The following is a 19427-nucleotide window of genomic DNA, read 5'->3' as shown; positions in this document are numbered from 1 at the left end:
CCATCATTCTAGGTATCGAGACTAGCTGCGACGAAACCGCCGCCTCCGTGGTCGTGCGGGATCAATCCGGCCACGGCACCATTCGTTCCAATGTGGTGCGTAGCCAGCTCGACGAGCACGCGGCCTTTGGCGGCGTGGTGCCGGAACTGGCCGCCCGCGCCCATGTCGAATGGCTCGATCACATCATCGCGCAGGCAATCGACGAGGCCGGCATCAGCCTCGATGACATCGACGCCGTCGCCGCCACTGCCGGCCCAGGGCTGATCGGTGGCGTGCTGGTGGGCCTGACCACTGCCAAGGCGCTTGCCGCTTCGCTGGAAAAACCGCTGATCGCGGTCAATCACCTCGAAGGCCATGCTCTTACCGCGCGGCTGACCAATGGCGTCAAATTCCCCTACCTGATGCTGCTCGTCTCCGGCGGCCACAGCCAGTTCGTGCTGGTGCGCGGTGTCGGTGATTATGAACGCTGGGGCGGCACCATCGACGACGCGCTGGGCGAAGCCTTTGATAAGGTAGCTAAGCTCCTGTCACTGGGCCATCCTGGCGGCCCTGCGGTCGAGCGGATCGCCCAGCAGGGTGACCCAAAACGCTTCAAATTCCCAAAGCCGCTTCTGCGCGAAGAACGCCTCGATTTTTCGTTCTCAGGGCTAAAGACCGCTGTGCGTCTGCAGGCCGAGGCGCTGGCCCCGCTGACCGATCAGGACGTCGCCGACATCGCCGCCAGTTTTCAGGAAACCGTGGCGCAGATTGTTGGATTCCGCGCTCGCCAAGCCCTCGAAAAATTTGCGGCAGAATTCCCAGGCGAACCCATTCGCCTTGTCGTCGCCGGTGGCGTTGCCGCCAATCGCCGTATTGCCGAGGCCCTGCAAAAGCCCTGTACCGAATTCGGCGCCGATCTCATCGTGCCGCCTATCGCACTTTGCACCGACAATGGCGCCATGATCGCCTGGGCCGGCGCCGAGCGACTGGCGCTCGATGATACCGACAGCCTCGCCATTGCCGCCCGACCGCGCTGGCCGCTGCAGGACGAAGACATGAAGGTGAAAAGCCATGGCGCTTGAAACGGTAGCCGTTCTCGGCGGCGGCACCTGGGGCACGGCCCTCGCGCAGGCCGCTGCCATGGCTGGGCGCAGTGTGACGCTGGTGCTCCGCAACCAGGCCCAGGCCGATGCGCTCAACGCCACCCATATCAACCAGACCGCCCTGCCCGGCCAGGCCCTGCTGGAAACCATCACCGCCAGCGTGGAACCGGTATCAGCCGATATTTTTATTCTCGCCGTGCCCGCGCAGGCGACGCGAACACTGCTTACATCGCTCGATCCCCAGCTGCTGGCGGGCAAGCCGGTGGTCCTTTCCGCCAAGGGCCTCGAAGCCGGCACCCTCGCGCGCCAGAGCGAGATTCTGGCTGACATGGCGCCCGACGCGATCGGCTATGTGCTCTCTGGCCCCAGCTTTGCCGGGGATGTTGCCGCGGGTCGCCCAACAGCGGTGACTCTTGCCGGCGACGATGCCAATTCCACGTCGGACCTTGCCATTGCCCTCGCCGGCCCCAGTTTTCGCCCCTATGCGGCCGATGACCGGATCGGCGTCGAGATCGCCGGGGCACTGAAAAATGTCTATGCCCTCGCCTGCGGCGCCGTCGAAGGCGCCAGCCTCGGCGCCTCGGCCCGCTCGGCCCTGATCGCCCGCGGCTATGCCGAAATGGCGCGCATGGTGCACGCGCTTGGCGGCTCGGCCCATACCCTCACCGGCCTTGCCGGTCTGGGCGATCTCACGCTGACCTGTACCTCGGTCCAATCGCGAAACTATCAGTTCGGCATGGCGCTCGGTGCCGGCCGCAAGACAGCTGACATCCTGGCCGGGGGAGCCAAGCTCGCCGAAGGCGTTGCCACGGCCCCGGTCGCGGCCGCGCTTGCCGCCAGCCTCGATGTGGATGCCCCGCTCATCCACGCCGTTGATGCATTCGTTGCCGGCCGCGCCGATATTGCCACCATCGTTGCGGGGCTGATGTCCCGCCCGCTCAAGAGGGAACACTGAAAAAATGCTCTATGCCATGATCGCCAAGGACGCGCCGGGCGCCCTGCAGACCCGCCTCGACACCCGCCCGGTGCATCTCGAACACCTCAACTCCCTGGGCAAGAAGCTGGTCTTTGCCGGCGCCCTGCTCAATGCCGACGAACAGCCGGAAGGCTCAATCGTTGTCTTCGAAGCGGAAAACCTCGCCGAAGCCGAGGCCCTGGCGGCCGCGGATCCATTCGTGCCGGCCGGCGTTTTTTCGAGCTATGAGGTCAAGCGTTGGCGCATCGCCATCAACAACACCGCAGCGGAGTTTTAGGACCCATGGCCTACTGGCTGATGAAATCCGAGCCGGATGTGTTTTCCTTCGACGATCTCGTCGCCAAGACCGGCCGTGGCGAAGTCGAAGAATGGCATGGTGTGCGCAATTATGCGGCGCGCAACAACATGAAGGCCATGGCGGTCGGCGACCAGGCCTTCTTTTACCACTCCAATATCGGCAAGGAGATCGTCGGCATCATGCATGTGGTGGCCCCGGCCCATCCTGACAGCACGGCCGACCTCAACGCCAAGGGTGAAGTGGTGTGGGAATGCGTCGACGTGCAATCGGTCAAACCGTTTCCGCGCCCGGTGACGCTCGCCGAGATCAAGGCGACAGAAGCGCTGTCCGGGCTAGAACTGGTAAAACTTTCGCGCCTGTCGGTCTCAAAGGTCAGCGACGCCGAGTGGAAGCTGCTGTGCAAGATGGGTGGCTTGTAAGCGACTAGCCGAGCGATTCACGTGAAACGCTAAAAATGCAAAACCACGATGTCATCCCCGCGAAAGCGGGGATCTCTGTTTCGGCGTCGTGGATGGGGAAAAACCTAGTCCCGCGGCACAAATGTAAACTCGGCCTCGTTGCCGCCTGAGGGATCATCGGTCACCTCGATCGCCAGGTGTCCCTTTTCCAGCGCCACGAACCACTCTTCCCAACTCACCAGCTGAAAGCCATCGATCCGGTCCGGTCCCTCATTGCCCTCGGCATTGAGCGCATCCTGCCCAAAGGTGAGCTGCAGTACAGTGCGGATGCCAGTGCCATCCGGCACGTCCATGAGCACGGGATTGCCACCGCGGGCTTCCACCCATTCGCGAATGGCGCGGCGGTCAGTTAGGGTTTTGGACATGACGCTTCTCCTTGGCATCGCCTTGCGAGAAGAAAGCGCCATGAGGCGCAAGGTTCCGCCGTTTGCGCCAAGGCGCAACCCTGCTAAAGGGTGCAGCTGTCTTCAAGCCAAAAGGGACGAAAATGGCAGCGCCAGCAAACCGCATTCTGATGGGCAAGATCGGCGCCGCCCACGGCATCAAGGGCGAAGTCCGCATCACCACCTTTACCGGCGAGCCTGAAGCCATAGCCAGCTATGGCCCGCTCGATACCGACCGCGCCGGCCTGACCATCACCATCGAGGCGGCCCGTCTCAACAAGAACGTGCTCGTGGCGCGAGTTAAGGGCGTTCGCGACCGCAATGCGGCCGAGCTCCTCAACGGCGTGTCGCTCTTTGTCGATCGCAGCCGCCTGCCCGATCCAGATGATGAGGACGATTTCTATCACGCCGATCTCATCGGTCTCGACGCCCGGCTCGATTCCGGTGTCAGCATCGGCGAAGTTTCGGCACTCCTCAACTATGGCGCCGGCGATCTCCTCGAAGTGCGCGATCCGCGTTCGGGTGACACCTTTCTTTACCCCTTCACCAAGGCCGTGGTGCCGACCATTCGCATTGCCGATGGCTTTCTGGTCATCGCCCCGCCGCTCGATGCCGAGCCGGGCGAGGAAGAGCCGGACTGATCGGAAGCAAGAGTATGTTTTCCGCTGATATTATCACCCTCTTCCCCGATCTCTTTCCGGGGCCGCTCGGCGCTTCCGTCCTTGGCCGCGGCATGGCCGACGGGCTCTGGGCGCTGCGCGCCACCCATCTGCGCGACTTTGCGACGGACAAGCATCGCACCGTCGACGACACCCCCTCGGGTGGCGGCGCCGGCATGGTGCTAAAGCCCGATATTTTGGCCAAAGCCATCGACACCATCGCGCCTGCCGACGACCCGCGCCCACGCATTCTGATGTCCCCCCGCGGAAAACCTCTCACCCAGGCCCGTGCCCATGAACTGGCGACCGGGCCTGGCGCTGTCATCGTCTGCGGCCGTTTTGAGGGCGTTGACCAACGAGTCATCGACTCGCGAAACCTCGAGGAAATTTCCATAGGCGACTATGTACTCGCCGGTGGTGAAGTCGCCGCCATGGTCCTTCTTGAAGCGGTCGTGCGTCTCATCCCCGGCGTTCTCGGGGCCCTGGACAGCCGCGACGAAGAAAGCTTTGAGAACGGTCTTCTGGAATATCCGCACTACACCCGCCCCCAGACTTTTGAGGGCACTGATATCCCCGCCGTCCTCACCTCGGGCGACCATGCCAAAATCGCCAAATGGCGTCATGAACAGTCCCAGGCGCTGACCAGGGCACGGCGGCCTGATTTGCTGAAGGACTAAAAGCCCAAAAGACCCAAAACGCTGGACTCTCCGCGCGTTTTCTCCTATGAGCCGCCCATTCGCGCGCTTCGGGATCGGACCCGGCCGTGCGACAAGACCAAAAAGACTACCCTTCCGTCAAAAACCAAGACCGGGCGACGGGGCCGCAAGGCCCGCACAGAGTTGCCCCTAGAAAAGATCAGAACGGATCGAAAATGAGCAGCATTATCGAACAGCTCAATGCCGAGCAGGTTGCCCTGCAGGCTGCCAAGCGCGAACTCCCTGAATTCACCCATGGCGATACCGTCAAGGTGTGGGTCAAGATTCGCGAAGGCGACAAGGAACGTCTCCAGGCCTATGAAGGCGTGGTGATCGCCCGCTCCGGCGGCGGCATCACCGAAAGCTTCACCGTGCGCAAGATTTCGTACGGCGAAGGTGTGGAACGCGTTTTCCCGCTTTACTCGCCCAACATCGCTTCGGTTGAAGTGATCAAGCGCGGTAAGGTCCGTCGCGCCAAGCTCTACTACCTGCGTGATCGTCGCGGTAAGTCGGCTCGTATTTTCGAATCGACCAACGCTCGTACCCGCAAGATCGAAGCCGGCGAACGCGAAGCAGCCCAGGCCGCTCGCGAAGCCCGCGAAGCTGAAAAGGTCGCCGCTGCCGAAGCCTTTGCCGCCGAACAGGCCGCCAAGGACGCGGAAGCCGCAGCCGCCGCTGCTGCCGCAGCATCGGCTGAAGGCGAAGCCAAGAGCGAATAAGCTTTTAGCGCAGCTTGAACGATTGAAGCCCGGCCGCAAGGTCGGGCTTTTTTGATTCACGTGGAACGCAAGCTACGAGACTGGTGTATGCCGACACCCCCTCCCGGCCTCCCCCATCAAGGGGGAGGTGAGGGGACAGTGGTCGTCAGCAGAAAGTGCCAAAAACTCGATGCAGCACCTCCCCCTTAATGGGGGAGGACGGGAGGGGGTGGAGCCAAGCGCTCATAGCCCCTGACACCCCGCGTCAGCAGTCCGCCCTGCCCCGCCATTTCCGGCTTTACCCCTCGCCCGCGCTTGTCCATAAGAATGCCTCGGCCCCAAAGCCCAAAAGCATCCGGATCTCCCCCATGACCCTTTCCGTCGTCACCTGGAACATCAATTCGGTTCGCCTGCGCCTCGATATGGTGCTCGATTTTCTGCGCCAATATCAGCCCGACGTCCTGATGCTGCAGGAGATCAAGTGCACCAATGACCAGTTCCCGCGGAATGCCTTTATCGAGAACGGCTATCCGCACATGGCCGTGCACGGCCAAAAGGGCTATCACGGCGTCGCCATCGTCTCAAAATTTCCGCTGACCGACGTGTCGAGCCGCGTTTTCTGCGAGATTCCGGAATCGCGCCATGTCTCGGCGCTGGTCGACATGGGCCATGGCCCCTTCACGCTGCACAATTTCTACATCCCGGCCGGCGGCGATGAGCCCGATCCAGAGATCAATCCCAAATTCAAGCACAAGCTGGGGTTCCTCTCCGAACTGAAGACCTGGTTCAATGAACCCGTCTTCCAGCGCGGCCATCTCATCGCTGGCGATTTCAACATTGCCCCGCATGAGAACGACGTCTGGAGCCACAAGCAGCTGCTGAAAATCGTCAGCCACACCCCGGTCGAAACCGAGGCGCTCAATGGCCTGCTGAGCGGCGGCCATGGCTGGGTCGACGTCGTGCGCAAGCACGTCCCCTACGACCAAAAACTCTATTCCTGGTGGAGCTATCGCAGCGCCGACTGGAACGCCGCCGACAAGGGCCGCCGCCTCGACCACATCTGGGCCACCGCCGACGTCGCCGAACAATCCATCTCAGCCGAAATCATCCGCCCCGCCCGCGGCTGGACCGACAAACCGTCGGACCACGTGCCGGTGATCGCCCGCTTCGCAAGGCCATAAAATTCACTCGTCGGTGGCGTTGAGAAAGTGAGCTTCCCACTCGCTTTCCGGCACCAGCTCGCCCAGGGCATATTCGAAGGCGGCAACGCTGCGGATATCGGGCGCCACCGCGCAGCGATAGCGGATATGGCGCCATCGGCCAGCGCTGCGGAACGCGCCGCCATCCGCGACGAGGTCGAGCCCGCTCACCTCGATCGCCCCGAAGGCATAGCCGACAAGCGCATCCGGCGGCTCCCCCAGCCCGGCCTCGCGCAATTGCTCCAGCGCCTCGATATTGCAGATCTGGATGATCTGTTCCTGATCAGCCAATAGCGGAAAGTTCTCCCGCACCTCGCTGTTTGCGGGGTCATTGAGAATCGATGCTGCGTAAAAATCCGTGGCCGCAACCATGCCATCGGCCTGCTGTTGTACGGGCAATGGCTGTGGAAGCGCCAATTCCTCGACCGGTTCGGCGAGCGCCTCGCGCTCAACACCCGACGAAGAGAGCTTTTCGGCCCAATCTGCCGGCCTGGAAGGCATTTCGGCTTCCGGAATGAGCTCGACCATGATTGCGCGCGACGGTGGCACGGGCAGCGGTTTGGGCACCGACAGCCAGAAAACCGCGCTCAACAACAGGCTATGCGCCAGCAACGATCCGGCAAACGAACCCTGTCTCTGCCAATGGAAAAGAGAATATGCGCCCCACATGATGTCGGCGTGAACCGGCTTTGCGGCTGATTTTGGGAGGCTTTATTTGCTCTTCATCTTCCGCCGGAGCGGGTCGAGCGCCCCGAGATAACCCGTCAGCTCCCGCTCGATCCGCTGCGCCGCTTTCTGAGCCAGCTCAGGATATTGCCGAATCAGCTTCAAAAACGCCGTGCGCGGCACGAAGAGCAATTCGCAATCGGTGACGGCGGTGATGGTCACCGGCCGTGGCTTGTCGAGAATCAGCGCCATGGTCGAAACGACGCTGCCTGGCTCCGACAACGCATAGGGCTTTCCGGCCTCGACGCCCTCATTGCGCGCCTTGAGCGTGCCTTCGATGAGCACATAGGCGCCCTCGGGCACCGTGCCGGCCTTGTAGATGATTTCGTCGGCCTCGACGTGGCGGCGATCGCTGGCAAAGCCCAGCATACGCCGCTGCTCGTCGTCACACATCATGAAGAAATCGGCCCGCCCCAGAATGGCGGCCGCATCGTCCATTCTCATCAGCCACAGACCCGAATGCGCCCCGCCCGCCGAAAAGTTTCCGGCGGGTCAACGCATCTGTCTATAGGGCAGTTTTTCCACTTTATGAACACCCTTGACGGGCATCATTAGGGAACGAGGCGATATCCCCCGTCTTCCGTCACTAGAAGCCGCGCATTGGAAGGGTCGCGCTCGATTTTTTGACGCAGGCGATAGATGTGCGTTTCGAGCGTATGGGTGGTCACGCGGTTGTTGTAACCCCAGACTTCCTTGAGCAGCACGTCGCGCGTAATCGTCTTCGGACCCTGCCGGTAAAGATATTTCAGGATGGACGTTTCCTTGTCCGTCAGCCGCACCTTGATGCCGTCATTGCTCTCCAGCAGCTTTGCTGCCGGCTGAAAGCTGTATTGGCCGATGGTGAAAACGGCATCCTCGCTCTGATCGTGCTGGCGCAGGGCCGCATTGATGCGGGCGAGCAGTACGGGGAAGCGGAAGGGTTTGGTCAAATAATCATTGGCCCCCGAATCAAGGCCCTTGATTTCGTCCGCCTCGGTATCGTGCCCGGTCAACATCAGCACCGGGCTCTTGAACCCCTCCTGGCGCATCAGCTTTACCGCATCGCGCCCATCCATGTCGGGCAGGCCGACATCGAGGATCGTCAGCTCGACATTGTTCTCGCGCAGGGCTTTCAGCGCATCATTGGCGGTGCCGGCTTCGACTATGTCGAATTCAGGCTGGCTCTTGAGCTGTTCGACCAGGGTTTCGCGAAGATCCGCATCGTCGTCCACAACAAGGATGCGTCGCTTATTCATTGCAGTCTCCGGTCTTTTTCACTCAGCGGACCAAGATCACATCATTGCGACCTGTTCTTGGCCCGCCAATCACATCGACGTTATTCGGCTCAAAGTAACGCCTAGGCCCTGGAAAAAGTTGCAGCGCCTCAGAGTTGAGTGCGCCGCCCAAAGAGCGCCGAGCCCACGCGAACATGGGTGGCGCCCATGGCAATGGCCGTCTCGAAATCCCCGCTCATGCCCATGGAGAGGTTTTCAACGCCCGCCAGCTTCCCCAGCGCTGCGAGATGCGCAAAGTAGGGTCCGGCCGGCTGGCCATCGGGCGGAATGCACATCAGGCCCACGATATCGAGCCCATGCACCTCGCGGCAGCGCCGCACGAAATCCACGGCCTCATCCACGGAAATGCCGGCCTTCTGCTCCTCGCCGCCAATATTGACCTGCACGAAACACGGCAGGCGCTTTCCGGCGCGTTGCATCTCTTCGGCCAAAACGCCGGCAAGTTTTTCGCGGTCGAGGGTTTCGATGACGTCGAACAAGGCCACGGCTTCCCGTGCCTTGTTGGTCTGCAGCGGTCCGATCAGATGCAGCACCACATCGGGAAAAGCCTCACGCAGACCCGGCCATTTTTCCTTGGCCTCCTGCACGCGATTCTCGCCAAAGACGCGCTGCCCGGCCTCCAGAAATGGTCGCACCGCCTCGGCGTCAAAAGTCTTCGACACGGCAATGAGTTCGACACTTTCAGGCGGCGCGCCGAAGCGGCGCCGCGCCTTTTCCATGCGGGTTGTGATGTAGTCGAGCGCTGCGCGAGCGCCATTGACGCGATCGGCCATGAGAAGGCCCCGTTTCTGTTGACCTTGAGGGGGATTTCTGGTGATGGTCCGGTAGCCAAAATCCCCCAAAAGCGCAAGCTGGCCCAGCCCTTTGAGGTCAAACGCGCGCTTCGGACAAAGAATTTTCAAGGACGAGCAAGTGAGCGGCGAACGCTACAATCCGCGCGAAAGCGAACCGAAATGGCAAAAAATCTGGGACGATGCGAAGAGCTTCGTCACCGCCAATGACGATCCGCGCGAGCCCTACTATGTCCTGGAAATGTTCCCGTACCCGTCCGGGCGCATCCATATGGGCCACGTGCGCAACTATTCCATGGGCGACGTCGTGGCGCGCTACTATCGCGCTAGGGGCCGTAACGTGCTGCACCCCATGGGTTGGGACGCCTTTGGCCTGCCGGCGGAAAATGCTGCCATCGAGCGCAAGACCCATCCCGGCACCTGGACCTACCAAAACATCGAAGCGATGAAAGCCCAGCTCAAATCGATGGGTCTCTCCATCGACTGGACGCGCGAATTCGCCACCTGCTCGCCCGAATATTACAAGCACCAGCAGGCCCTCTTCATCGACATGCTCGAAGCAGGCCTGATCACCCGGAAAAATTCGAAGGTGAACTGGGACCCAGTTGACATGACCGTGCTCGCCAATGAGCAGGTCATCGACGGCAAGGGCTGGCGCTCGGGCGCCGTGGTGGAACAGCGCGAGCTGACCCAGTGGTTCTTCAAGATTTCCGACTTTGCCGAAGACCTGCTCGAAGCGCTCGACACCCTGACCGAATGGCCGGAAAAAGTCCGCACCATGCAGCGCAACTGGATCGGCAAGTCCGAAGGCCTGCGCCTGCTGTTCGAACTGGCCCCGTCGGACAAGACCGATGCCACCAGCATCGAGGTCTTCACCACGCGCCCGGACACCATTTTTGGCGCCTCCTTCATCGGCCTCTCGCCTGACCACCCGCTTACGACTGCTTTGGCTGCTAACAATCCGGCCTTGGCCGAATTCGTCGCCGAATGCCATCGCCACGGCACGGCCACGGAAACGCTGGAAAAGGCGGAAAAGCAGGGTTTTGACACGGGTCTTCGCGTAAAACATCCGGTCATCGAAGGCGAGACGCTGCCCGTTTATGTCGCCAATTTTATCCTGATGGATTACGGCACCGGCGCCATTTTCGGCTGCCCGGCGCACGATCAGCGCGACCTCGACCTGGCGCGCAAATATGGCCTGAGCGTCATTCCCGTCGTGCTGCCGCAGGGCGCCGACCCGAAAACGTTCGAAGTCGGCAACGAAGCCTATGTTGACGCTGGCAACATTTTCAATTCCGGTTTCCTCGATGGCCTCTCCATCGACGACGCCAAAAAGAAGATTGCCGAGCACTTTGGCGCCCAGACCGTCGGCGGCAAGGTGCAGGGCAAGGTGGAAGTGAACTATCGCCTGCGCGACTGGGGCATTTCGCGCCAGCGCTATTGGGGCTGCCCGATCCCGGTCGTCCATTGCGAAGTCTGCGGCACCATCCCCGTGCCCAAGAAGGATCTGCCGGTCCGCCTGCCCGACGACGTCACCTTCGACAAGCCGGGCAATGCGCTCGACCACCACCCGACCTGGAAGCACGTTCACTGCCCGCAGTGTGGTGCTTCAGCTCGTCGCGAAACCGACACCATGGACACTTTTGTGGATTCGTCCTGGTATTTTGCCCGTTTCACCGCGCCCCAGGCCGATACCCCAACCGTGCCGGCCGTCGCCAATCGCTGGCTGCCGGTCGACCAATATATCGGCGGGGTCGAGCACGCGATTTTGCACCTGCTCTATTCGCGCTTCTTCACGCGCGCCATGAAGGCAACCGGGCACGTCGACATCAGCGAACCCTTCAAGGGCCTCTTCACCCAGGGCATGGTGACGCACGAAACCTACAAGTCTCAATCAGGCGAGTGGGTGAACCCCACCGAAATCGTCATTGAAGCCAATGGTGATACCCGCACTGCTCGCGATCTCAAGACCGGCGCGCCGATCAGCATCGGCTCGGTCGAAAAGATGAGCAAATCCAAGAAGAACGTCGTGGATCCCGACGAGATTGTCGCCACCTACGGCGCCGATACCGCCCGCTGGTTCATGCTCTCGGATTCTCCCCCGGAACGCGACGTGCAATGGACCGAAGCCGGCGTCGAAGGCGCCAGCCGCTTCCAGCAGCGCGTCTGGCGCCTGGTCAATGAATCGATCGAGATTGCCAAACAATCTTCCGAGACTGTTTCCGACGATGATGTAAACGAAAAGCTGGCGCTACGCAGCGATGCGCTGGCCCTGCGCCGCATCATCCACCGCTCAGTCCACGGCATCGCTCACGACATCGAGGGCCTGCGGTTCAACCGCGCCGTCGCCCAGATCTATGAGCTGACCAATGCCCTGACCAAGGCGCTGGGCAGCAATCTGGGCTCTGCCCAGCGCGCCGCCATCGCCGAAGGCGTCGAAAAGCTGACGATCCTTCTGAGCCCGATGATGCCGCACCTCGCCGAAACCTGCTGGGAAGTTCTTGGAAAGACTGGCCTTGTCGCCGACGCACGCTGGCCGGATGTCGATCCGGCCCTGCTGGTCGACGACGAAGTGACCCTGCCGATCCAGATCAACGGCAAGCGCCGCGCCGAAATCTCCGTGGCCAAGGGTCTTGCCGCCGCCGAAGTCGAACAACGCGTCTTGTCACTCGACGAAGTTGTCCGCATTCTGGAGGGCAAAGCCCCGAAGAAAATCGTCGTGGTGCAGGACAGGATCGTAAATGTCGTTGTCTAGGCTAAAGCGCCTCGCCCTGATCGTCCCCCTTGCCCTGGCTTCGGCCGGGCTCGGGGCCTGTTCCTTCCAGCCCGTCTATTCGGGCGCGCTGGCCGAAAACCCCCAGCTGCAGCTCGCTTACGCGGCGCCCAAGACGCGGTTGGAACAGATCGTCTATCAGGAACTGAGCTTCCGCCTCGGCAAGACCACCTCCCCCACGGCGCCGCTCGTCTCTGTGACGGTGTCGGCCAGCGACGCCGAGCCCTATCTCAGCGCCACGGCCAATCCCAACAAACCGCGCGAAATGACTGTTTCGGCCACGCTGACCATCACCCCGCGCGATGGTGTCGATAGCAAGCCGATCACCATTACCCGGGTCGCAAAAGCCCAGCACACGCGCAGCGGACAGGTCCTGGCCGACGAATCCGCGATCATCGAGGCCCAGGAGCGCGCCGCGCGTTCCGTGGCTGAGTCGCTGCGCCTGGCCATTCTAGCGGCCCTCGCCAAGGGATGACCGCACTCAAGGCCCATGAGGTCGCTCGCTTCCTGGCGCGCCCCGACCTCACCGAAGGCATCTTCTTAGCTTACGGCCCCGACGGTGGCCTCGTCCGCGAAACCGCGCAGCGCCTGATTCGCTATTTGAGCGGCGATGACCCTGCCTCCGCCGACGTTTTCATCTTCGACGGCCCCGAACTCGACGCCGAGCCCGGCCGCCTGATCACCGAAGCCCGCAGCACCTCGCTTTTCGGCGGCAAGCGGATTATCCGCGTCCGAAACGCCAGCAAAAGCCTCGTCATGCCGCTGACGGAGCTCCGCGACGACCCCGGCGGCACCGCCATCGTGCTCGAAGCGGGCAATCTCGCCCCACGCGATGCCCTTCGCGCGCTGGTGGAAGCCGCCAAACTCGGCCGCGCCCTGCCCTGCTACCCCGATACCGACGAAACGCTCACCAATCTGATGCGCGAAACCTTCAATCAGGCCGGTATCCGCGTCGATTCCGACGTTGTCCCCACGCTGCGCGAAATTTTGGGCAATGACCGCGAAATCACCCGCCGCGAGCTCGAAAAGCTGACCCTTTTCGCCGCCAGCAGCAAATCCCTGACCCGCGAAGACGTTCTCACGCTCTGCGCCGACAACGGTGCCCTCGCGATCGACGCGATTCTCGACGCCACCGGCGGCGGTCATGCCGAAAAGCTGGAAATGGCGCTTAATCGCGCCCTCACCTCCTCGGTCAATCCCCAGCAATTGCTGGCTGTGCTGACCAATCATTTCGCCAGCCTCCGCCGCTGGCGCGTCGAGGTCGATGCCGGCAAGAGCCCACGCGGCGTCCTCGACAACGTAAAGCCCAAGCCCCACTTTTCGCGCATCGGTCAACTCGAGCAACAGCTCCGCCTCTGGACCGACCCGGCTCTCGCCCAAGCCTCAGAACGCCTGCTACAGGCAACGAGCGACAGCCGCCGCAAACCCGCTTTGGCAACCGCGATCCTGCACCGGACCACCCTCGCGCTCTGCATGATGGCTGCAACACATTGATTTCAAACGTGTTTCACGTGGATCATTCTGGCAATGTGGGTCGTTCAGCAAACGGGCTACCTCCCAGTAGCTGAACCTATTGCCCCCACGGTGTCATTCCCGCGAAAGCGGGAATCTCCCCCACGACTTGGGATTCCCGCTTTCGTGGGAATGACAGCGCGCACCGCAAACAAAAACCCCGCTTTCGCGGGGTTTCCAAAGTTTCAAAATTCCTGAGCAGCCTAATTATGCTGCCCTGTCAGCTTCAGACAAAGCGCATCGAGCTGTTCCAGCGTCTTGTAGCGGATTTCCACACGCCCGCCGCGATCCGAATGGTTGAGCGACACGGAGAGACCCAAAACATCGGAAAGACGACGCTCGAGCGCCACCGTATCGGCATCGCGTGCCGGTTCGCTGGCAGGAACTTTGCGCGCCGGCGCTTCGCGCTGCTGGCTCAGGGCCTCGGCTTCACGCACCGAAAGCCCCTTATCAACAATCTGCCGCGCCAAACCCGAGGGATCTTCAACCGTGATCAGCGTACGCGCATGACCGGCCGTCAGCGTGCCACTCGAAACCATGCCACGCACATCTTCCGGCAGTTTTAGCAGGCGCAGCGTATTGGCCACATGCGAACGGCTCTTGCCGATCACCTGCGCCAGGTCCTGCTGCGTATACTCGAACTGCTCGATGAGTTGGCCATAACCCATGGCCTCTTCGAGCGGATTAAGATCGGCCCGCTGCACGTTCTCGATAATGGCAAGCTCGAGCGCTTCCTTGTCATCGACCTCGCGGACGATAACCGGCACATCGTGCAACCCAGCCTTCTGCGCCGCACGCCAGCGACGTTCGCCGGCAATGAGCTCAAAAATGTTCGGATCATCCGTCGGCCGCACCAGCAGCGGCGACATGACGCCCTTTTCTCGGATCGAATTGGTCAGCTCTTCGAGCTGATCGGGATCAAATGTCCGCCGCGGATTGGCCCGGTTGGCGATGATAAAATCAACCGGCAGTTTTTTGCCGCCGGAACCCGTATCGGTAACGCGCGCTGCTTCCAGGGAAGCCATATCGCCAATGAGAGCAGCCAGACCCCGGCCAAGACGTGTGGGTTTGTCGTTCATCGTGGAACTCCTAGGCTGCTACCAGCCGCCGCTCGCGGCGGATGACTTCGGTGGCGAGGCGCAAATAGGCCTGGCTGCCCGCGCATTTCAGATCATAAAGCAGCGCCGGCTTGCCATAGGACGGCGCTTCGGACAGCCGCACGTTTCGCGGGATGACCGTGTCATAGACCAAATCGCCCATTTCGCTGCGCACGTCAGCAAGCACCTGCTCGGACAGATTGTTGCGCTTGTCGAACATGGTCATCACCACGCCCTGAATGGACAGGCGCGCATTGAGCGTCGAGCGAATCTGTTCGATGGTCTGCAAAAGCTGGCTAAGGCCTTCGAGCGCAAAAAACTCGCACTGCAGGGGCACCAGCACGGCATCGGCCGCCACGAGCGAATTGACGGTAAGCAGGTTCAGCGACGGCGGGCAATCGATGAGAATATAGCTCACCGCCTGGTCATTTATCCGCAGATCCGAAAGCTGCTTGAAGGCGTCGCGCAGCTTGAAAGCGCGATCCGCCTGCCCCGCAATCGTCAACTCGACGCCCAAGAGGTCCATGGTCGAGGGAATGATCGCAACGTTCGGCACGCTGGTCATGATCGCCGCCTGCGCCACGCTGGCTTCGCCCACCAGCACGTCATAGGACGAGACTTCACGATCGTCGCGCGAAATGCCGAGGCCGGTGGAAGCGTTGCCCTGCGGGTCGAGATCGACAATCAGCACGCGCTCGCCAATGGCTGCCAGCGCCGTTGCCAGATTGATCGCAGTGGTCGTCTTGCCGACGCCACCCTTCTGATTTGCCAGGGTCAGGATACGGGGTGCCAAGAGCAGGCCTCCAGTTGTGCCGCTAAGACGCTGATTTTCTTTTAAGATTCGTGATCGTCAGGATCACGCCGCCCGGATCAGTGTCACTCTTGTTTACTACCACGTCATAGTGCCAATGCGCACCCGATTCCGTGAGTTCATCAACATGTTCCCGCCCTTTATGCAGGATCGCCCTTGTTTTCTCAGCGAAAAAGGGCTCCATCCAATCACAAAGCAGCGGCAAAGCCGCCAGAGCGCGGGACGTAATCACATCCGGCTCGGGTGTTTCACGTGAATCAATTTCGTCGCTGCGCCGGCCAATGACGGTCACATTGAGATCAAGCTCGCGCGCCACGGTCCGTAGAAAGCTAACCTTTCGTGCCGTCGGTTCCACCAGCACAAAATGCCGGTCCAGACCTTTGCTGGCGACTGCCAATGGCAAAGCTGGAAATCCACCGCCACTGCCAAGGTCCATGAACTCACGATCAGTCGCTGTCAGCAGTGGTAATACCTGCAAGCTGTCGGCAAAGTGTCGTTCCCACATGGAGCCCAACGTTTCACGTGAAACAAGATTCTGCACAACCTGCCATTTTCTCAGCAGCGCAGCATAGGATTCCAGGTCTCGGCCAACCTCGTCCAGCGACCGACCAAAATGCGCCGCGTAAGGCGTAATCGCCTTGAAATCAGCCATCAACCGGCCTTCCGCAGATCACCGCGACGGATCACGGCGAGCAGAAGCGTAATGGCAGCTGGCGTCATACCGTCCACGGCTTGTGCCTGGGCAATGGTCTGCGGGCGGAACTGTGTCAGCTTCTGCCGCAGCTCGATCGAGAGTCCCGGAATGGCCTGATAATCGAGTTCGTCCGGAATCTGCCGCTGCTCGTCGCGCCGCATGCTTTCGATGTCGGCCTGCTGCCGATCAAGATAGACGGCATACTGGGCATCAATGCCAAGCTGCTCACGCACAGCTTCCGGAATATCCGTGAGATCCGGCCAGAGTTTTGTGACGTCGTCCCAGCCAAGGTCGGGATAGGACAAAATCTCGAAGGCACTCCGACGCTTACCGTCTTCGTTGATGGGAATGCCAACCCTGCGGGCCTCGCTCGGCGACGCCATTGCGGACCGAAGTCGCTGCCGCCCGTCAGCCAGAGCGGTAACCTTCGCCGAGAACAGCTCACGTCGCTCTTCGCCCACCAGTCCCTTGTCGACACCCTGCGGCGACAGGCGTTGGTCAGCATTGTCGGCCCGCAAGTGTAGCCGGAACTCCGCGCGCGAGGTGAACATGCGGTACGGCTCGGAAACACCCCGGGTCACGAGATCGTCGATCATCACACCAAGATAGCTCTCAGTGCGCGAAAGGATCATCGGCTCCTGGCCGCTCGCCGCCAGCGCCGCGTTAGCGCCGGCCAGCAAGCCTTGGGCACCCGCCTCTTCATAGCCGGTCGTGCCGTTGATCTGCCCAGCGAGGTAAAGACCTGGCTGACGCTTCACTTCCAGTGTCGGCCGCAGCTCGCGCGGATCGACATAGTCATATTCGATGGCATAGCCCGGACGAACGATTTTTACATTTTCGAGCCCAGGCATGGAGCGCAGGAACGCGTCTTGCACTTCGGCCGGCAGCGAGGTGGAGAGACCATTGGGATAGACCGTCTGCTCTTCAAGTCCTTCCGGCTCCAGGAAAATCTGATGGCTGTCGCGATCGGCAAAGCGCACGATCTTGTCTTCGATCGACGGGCAATAGCGCGGACCGCGAGATTGAATACGCCCCGAATACATGGCCGAACGATGCAGATTATCCTGGATGATCTTGTGCGTTTCCGCGGTCGTGCGGGTGATGTGGCACGATACCTGACGCGTCGTGATCGCCTTGGTCAGCGCCGAGAACGCTTCGGGCGGATTGTCGCCGGGCTGTTCTTCGAGGACGGAATAATTGATGGAATCCTTGTCGAGCCGCGCTGGCGTTCCCGTCTTCAGCCTGCCAAGCTGAAGGCCAAGATTTTCTAGCCGCGTCGAAAGGCCGAGCACCGGCTTTTCGCCCACCCGGCCGGCCGGCGTCGTTTCCTCGCCACGATGAATGAGCCCGCGGAGGAATGTCCCTGTGGTCAGCACAACGGCCTTGGTTGAAAAGCGGCGACCATCGAGCAACACGACACCGGAAATAGCGCCGTCTGTCACCTCAAGATCATCAACCTCGCCTTCGATGACGTCGAGATTGGCCTGCGCCGAAATGGCTGCCTGCATGGCGTTACGATAGAGCTTTCTATCTGCCTGGGCGCGCGGACCACGCACCGCCGGGCCCTTGCGGCGATTGAGCACGCGGAACTGAATGCCGGCCTCGTCGGCAACACGGCCCATAAGGCCATCGAGCGCGTCGATTTCACGGACAAGATGACCCTTGCCCAGCCCGCCAATGGCCGGGTTGCAGCTCATCTCCCCGATGGTGGCGAAGCGATGAGTGATGAGCGCCGTGGGAACACCAAGTCGCGCAGACGCTGCCGCGGCCTCACAGCCGGCGTGACCGCCTCCGACGATAATGACAGCATAGTCAGTCATAGGAATTTTCCTGAACGGCTCTCAACGACGCACAAATCGGCGCAGCGAAAGGAGAGCGATCAATTGAAGTTTGACGTTCTCATACAGCGTCTTGGTTCCCAAGAAAACCTCTCGCTGTGTTTCACGTGAATCACGAGATGGTGGCTGCACCAGGTGGTCGAGTAATGTTTCACGTGAATCATTTGCCGATGCAGAAGCTGGCAAAGAGCCGATCCAAAACCCGCTCAGCGTCTACGCGACCAATCATTCGCTCTAGCGCGAGTGACGCATGGCGCAACGCTTCCGCCGCCAGCTCCCAGTTGCTGAGATAAAGAACGGCTTCGTCGACCGCAGAAATTGCCTGCTCAAGCCCCAGGCGGTCACGCTCATGGCTGATCAGGGGCGGCTCGCCGCCGGCAAGATTCTCACCGATGGCGCGCAAACGATCGATCAGAACATCGAGGCCCATCCCGGTCGTCGTCGATATCTGGAGATCGTAGCCGCTTGCCGAACCGAGATCAGACTTGGTCCCAATCCGCACAACCGTGGCATTCGTGAATGGCTGAGGGGCAGCATCAGTATCAGGCGCCTCCAGCCAAAGCAGAATATCGGCGTCCTGGATTGCGCGTTCGGCGCGACGAATGCCTTCCGCCTCCGCGCGGCTATCGGTCTCGCGCAGACCGGCGAGATCCAAAAGGACAAAAAGCTGCCCGCCGATATCGAGCGGTACTTCCCGGACATCACGCGTCGTGCCGGCCTCGTCGGAAACGATGGCGATATCAGACTTTGACAGCGCATTGATCAAGCTGGATTTTCCGGCATTCGGAGCACCGGCCAGCGCCACGCGCAGGCCCTCGCGAACAATGCGGCCGCTATTCAAACTCGCCAACGCATCCACGAGCGAGGTTTTCAACTTCGCTAGTTCGGTGGCAAATTCTGCAGGCAGTTCCTCGGTAACATCGCCTTCATCCGAAAAATCGAGCCGCGCTTCAATCTCGGCCCGCAAGTCGAGCAGATCATTGCGCCAGGCTTCAACTTTTTCTGTAAGCCGACCGTCATAGCGCGCCAGAGCCTGTTGGCGCTGCTTTTCGGTTTCGGCGCTGAGAAGGTCGCCAAGGCCCTCAACGGCAATCAGGTCCAGCTTTCCGTTTTCGAAAGCACGCCGGGTGAACTCCCCCGGACCAGCCAGGCGAATACCAAAAGTATTTAGGCTACGAAGGATCGCCTTGACCCCGGCAGGTGAGCCGTGGACGTGAAACTCGGCGCAATCTTCGCCGGTAAAACTGTTTGGTCCGGGAAACCAGGCAACGAGGCCCTGGTCTAGCTGGGTATCGGCGCCAATCCGGCGCAAAGCCATGGTTCGCGGGGCAGGCAGGTCACCAGCAAGAGACAAAAACGCCTCCCGGACTTTTGGGCCCGAGAGGCGGATAACCGCAACGCCGGAAGGAAGAGCGCCCGAAGAGAGCGCCATGATCGTATCGCCGGCGAGCATTTTTTTGCGA

At 61.2% G+C, this 19427-nt stretch carries 22 protein-coding genes; 12 read left to right on the top strand and 10 right to left on the bottom strand.

The features are described 5' to 3' along the window. Window positions 1-2 precede the first annotated feature (2 nt). Genes tsaD through ACSQ2A_RS15785 form a run of 4 tightly spaced genes read left to right on the top strand, consistent with a single transcriptional unit; the run spans window position 3 to window position 2775 of the window. The gene (gene tsaD, locus ACSQ2A_RS15800; RefSeq protein WP_436073225.1) at window positions 3-1061 is read left to right on the top strand and encodes a tRNA (adenosine(37)-N6)-threonylcarbamoyltransferase complex transferase subunit TsaD; all 1059 of its coding nucleotides are present in this window, start codon (window positions 3-5) and stop codon (window positions 1059-1061) included. Continuing rightward, window positions 1051-2037, top strand: a complete 987-nt coding sequence (locus ACSQ2A_RS15795) for an NAD(P)H-dependent glycerol-3-phosphate dehydrogenase (RefSeq protein WP_436073002.1) — start codon at window positions 1051-1053, stop codon at window positions 2035-2037. The genes tsaD and ACSQ2A_RS15795 overlap by 11 nt, the downstream gene beginning before the upstream one ends. Window positions 2038-2041: 4 nt before the next feature. Next, window positions 2042-2335, top strand: coding sequence for a YciI family protein (locus ACSQ2A_RS15790; RefSeq protein WP_295413180.1), 294 nt, complete (start codon window positions 2042-2044; stop codon window positions 2333-2335). A 5-nt stretch (window positions 2336-2340) separates the two neighbouring features. Continuing rightward, a complete protein-coding gene (locus ACSQ2A_RS15785; RefSeq protein ID WP_436073001.1) occupies window positions 2341-2775 on the top strand; it encodes an EVE domain-containing protein in 435 nt (144 codons plus the stop codon). Between the two features lie 104 nt (window positions 2776-2879). Here ACSQ2A_RS15785 and ACSQ2A_RS15780 read toward each other — a convergent pair whose 3' ends face one another. Beyond that, window positions 2880-3179 (bottom strand): hypothetical protein, encoded by a 300-nt coding sequence (locus ACSQ2A_RS15780; protein ID WP_295413185.1) that lies wholly within the window; start codon window positions 3177-3179, stop codon window positions 2880-2882. Between the two features lie 122 nt (window positions 3180-3301). Here ACSQ2A_RS15780 and rimM point away from each other — a divergent pair, with 122 nt between their 5' ends. The 4 genes from rimM (at window position 3302) to ACSQ2A_RS15760 (ending at window position 6430) form a co-directional block, all read left to right on the top strand. Next, window positions 3302-3838 carry a ribosome maturation factor RimM gene (rimM, locus tag ACSQ2A_RS15775; RefSeq protein WP_436073000.1) on the top strand — a complete coding sequence of 179 codons (537 nt, stop codon included), beginning with the start codon at window positions 3302-3304 and terminating at the stop codon, window positions 3836-3838. Between the two features lie 14 nt (window positions 3839-3852). Continuing rightward, a complete protein-coding gene (gene trmD, locus ACSQ2A_RS15770; RefSeq protein ID WP_436072999.1) occupies window positions 3853-4533 on the top strand; it encodes a tRNA (guanosine(37)-N1)-methyltransferase TrmD in 681 nt (226 codons plus the stop codon). Window positions 4534-4727: 194 nt separating this feature from the next. Then, window positions 4728-5270, top strand: a complete 543-nt coding sequence (gene rplS / locus ACSQ2A_RS15765) for a 50S ribosomal protein L19 (protein WP_436072998.1) — start codon at window positions 4728-4730, stop codon at window positions 5268-5270. Window positions 5271-5617: 347 nt separating this feature from the next. Beyond that, window positions 5618-6430, top strand: a complete 813-nt coding sequence (locus tag ACSQ2A_RS15760; protein WP_436072997.1) for an exodeoxyribonuclease III — start codon at window positions 5618-5620, stop codon at window positions 6428-6430. A gap of 3 nt (window positions 6431-6433) precedes the next feature. Here the strand turns inward: ACSQ2A_RS15760 and ACSQ2A_RS15755 are convergent, their stop codons facing one another. Then, the gene (locus ACSQ2A_RS15755) at window positions 6434-6949 is read right to left on the bottom strand and encodes a DUF930 domain-containing protein (protein ID WP_436072996.1); all 516 of its coding nucleotides are present in this window, start codon (window positions 6947-6949) and stop codon (window positions 6434-6436) included. Between the two features lie 25 nt (window positions 6950-6974). On the opposite strand from ACSQ2A_RS15755, the gene ACSQ2A_RS15750 reads away from it, so the two are divergent. Then, a complete protein-coding gene (locus ACSQ2A_RS15750; protein WP_436072995.1) occupies window positions 6975-7130 on the top strand; it encodes a hypothetical protein in 156 nt (51 codons plus the stop codon). A 29-nt stretch (window positions 7131-7159) separates the two neighbouring features. Here ACSQ2A_RS15750 and ACSQ2A_RS15745 read toward each other — a convergent pair whose 3' ends face one another. The 3 genes from ACSQ2A_RS15745 to ACSQ2A_RS15735 form a co-directional block, all read right to left on the bottom strand. Further along, complete coding sequence (locus tag ACSQ2A_RS15745) at window positions 7160-7612, bottom strand: Crp/Fnr family transcriptional regulator (RefSeq protein ID WP_436072994.1); 453 nt, start codon at window positions 7610-7612, stop codon at window positions 7160-7162. Window positions 7613-7725: 113 nt separating this feature from the next. Next, window positions 7726-8409 (bottom strand): response regulator transcription factor, encoded by a 684-nt coding sequence (locus ACSQ2A_RS15740; protein ID WP_035084782.1) that lies wholly within the window; start codon window positions 8407-8409, stop codon window positions 7726-7728. Window positions 8410-8537: 128 nt separating this feature from the next. After that, a complete protein-coding gene (locus ACSQ2A_RS15735; protein WP_436072993.1) occupies window positions 8538-9221 on the bottom strand; it encodes a YggS family pyridoxal phosphate-dependent enzyme in 684 nt (227 codons plus the stop codon). A gap of 139 nt (window positions 9222-9360) precedes the next feature. On the opposite strand from ACSQ2A_RS15735, the gene leuS reads away from it, so the two are divergent. From leuS to holA, 3 genes are read left to right on the top strand one after another with little or no spacing between them, the layout of a single operon-like run. After that, window positions 9361-11994 (top strand): leucine--tRNA ligase, encoded by a 2634-nt coding sequence (gene leuS / locus ACSQ2A_RS15730; RefSeq protein WP_436072992.1) that lies wholly within the window; start codon window positions 9361-9363, stop codon window positions 11992-11994. Beyond that, the gene (gene lptE, locus ACSQ2A_RS15725) at window positions 11981-12487 is read left to right on the top strand and encodes an LPS assembly lipoprotein LptE (protein ID WP_436072991.1); all 507 of its coding nucleotides are present in this window, start codon (window positions 11981-11983) and stop codon (window positions 12485-12487) included. The genes leuS and lptE overlap by 14 nt, the downstream gene beginning before the upstream one ends. Continuing rightward, a complete protein-coding gene (holA, locus tag ACSQ2A_RS15720; protein WP_436072990.1) occupies window positions 12484-13506 on the top strand; it encodes a DNA polymerase III subunit delta in 1023 nt (340 codons plus the stop codon). The genes lptE and holA overlap by 4 nt, the downstream gene beginning before the upstream one ends. A 221-nt stretch (window positions 13507-13727) precedes the next feature. On the opposite strand, the gene ACSQ2A_RS15715 is transcribed toward holA, so the two are convergent. The 5 genes from ACSQ2A_RS15715 to mnmE form a co-directional block, all read right to left on the bottom strand. Then, window positions 13728-14603 carry a ParB/RepB/Spo0J family partition protein gene (locus tag ACSQ2A_RS15715; RefSeq protein ID WP_436072989.1) on the bottom strand — a complete coding sequence of 292 codons (876 nt, stop codon included), beginning with the start codon at window positions 14601-14603 and terminating at the stop codon, window positions 13728-13730. Between the two features lie 10 nt (window positions 14604-14613). Then, on the bottom strand, window positions 14614-15414 hold the full coding sequence (locus ACSQ2A_RS15710; RefSeq protein ID WP_436072988.1) for a ParA family protein: 801 nt from the start codon (window positions 15412-15414) through the stop codon (window positions 14614-14616). A gap of 22 nt (window positions 15415-15436) precedes the next feature. Then, entirely contained in the window at window positions 15437-16084 is a 648-nt protein-coding gene (rsmG, locus tag ACSQ2A_RS15705; RefSeq protein ID WP_436072987.1) for a 16S rRNA (guanine(527)-N(7))-methyltransferase RsmG, read from the bottom strand. Then, the gene (gene mnmG / locus ACSQ2A_RS15700) at window positions 16084-17946 is read right to left on the bottom strand and encodes a tRNA uridine-5-carboxymethylaminomethyl(34) synthesis enzyme MnmG (RefSeq protein ID WP_436072986.1); all 1863 of its coding nucleotides are present in this window, start codon (window positions 17944-17946) and stop codon (window positions 16084-16086) included. Before mnmG ends, rsmG begins: the two co-directional genes overlap by 1 nt. Before the next feature lie 178 nt (window positions 17947-18124). After that, entirely contained in the window at window positions 18125-19417 is a 1293-nt protein-coding gene (gene mnmE, locus ACSQ2A_RS15695) for a tRNA uridine-5-carboxymethylaminomethyl(34) synthesis GTPase MnmE (RefSeq protein WP_436072985.1), read from the bottom strand. Window positions 19418-19427 lie beyond the last annotated feature (10 nt).

This window comes from Devosia sp. LjRoot3 (assembly GCF_964252865.1).
In the GTDB taxonomy this organism is placed as follows: Bacteria; Pseudomonadota; Alphaproteobacteria; order Rhizobiales; family Devosiaceae; genus Devosia.
This window is presented reverse-complemented; position numbering and strand designations above follow the sequence as displayed.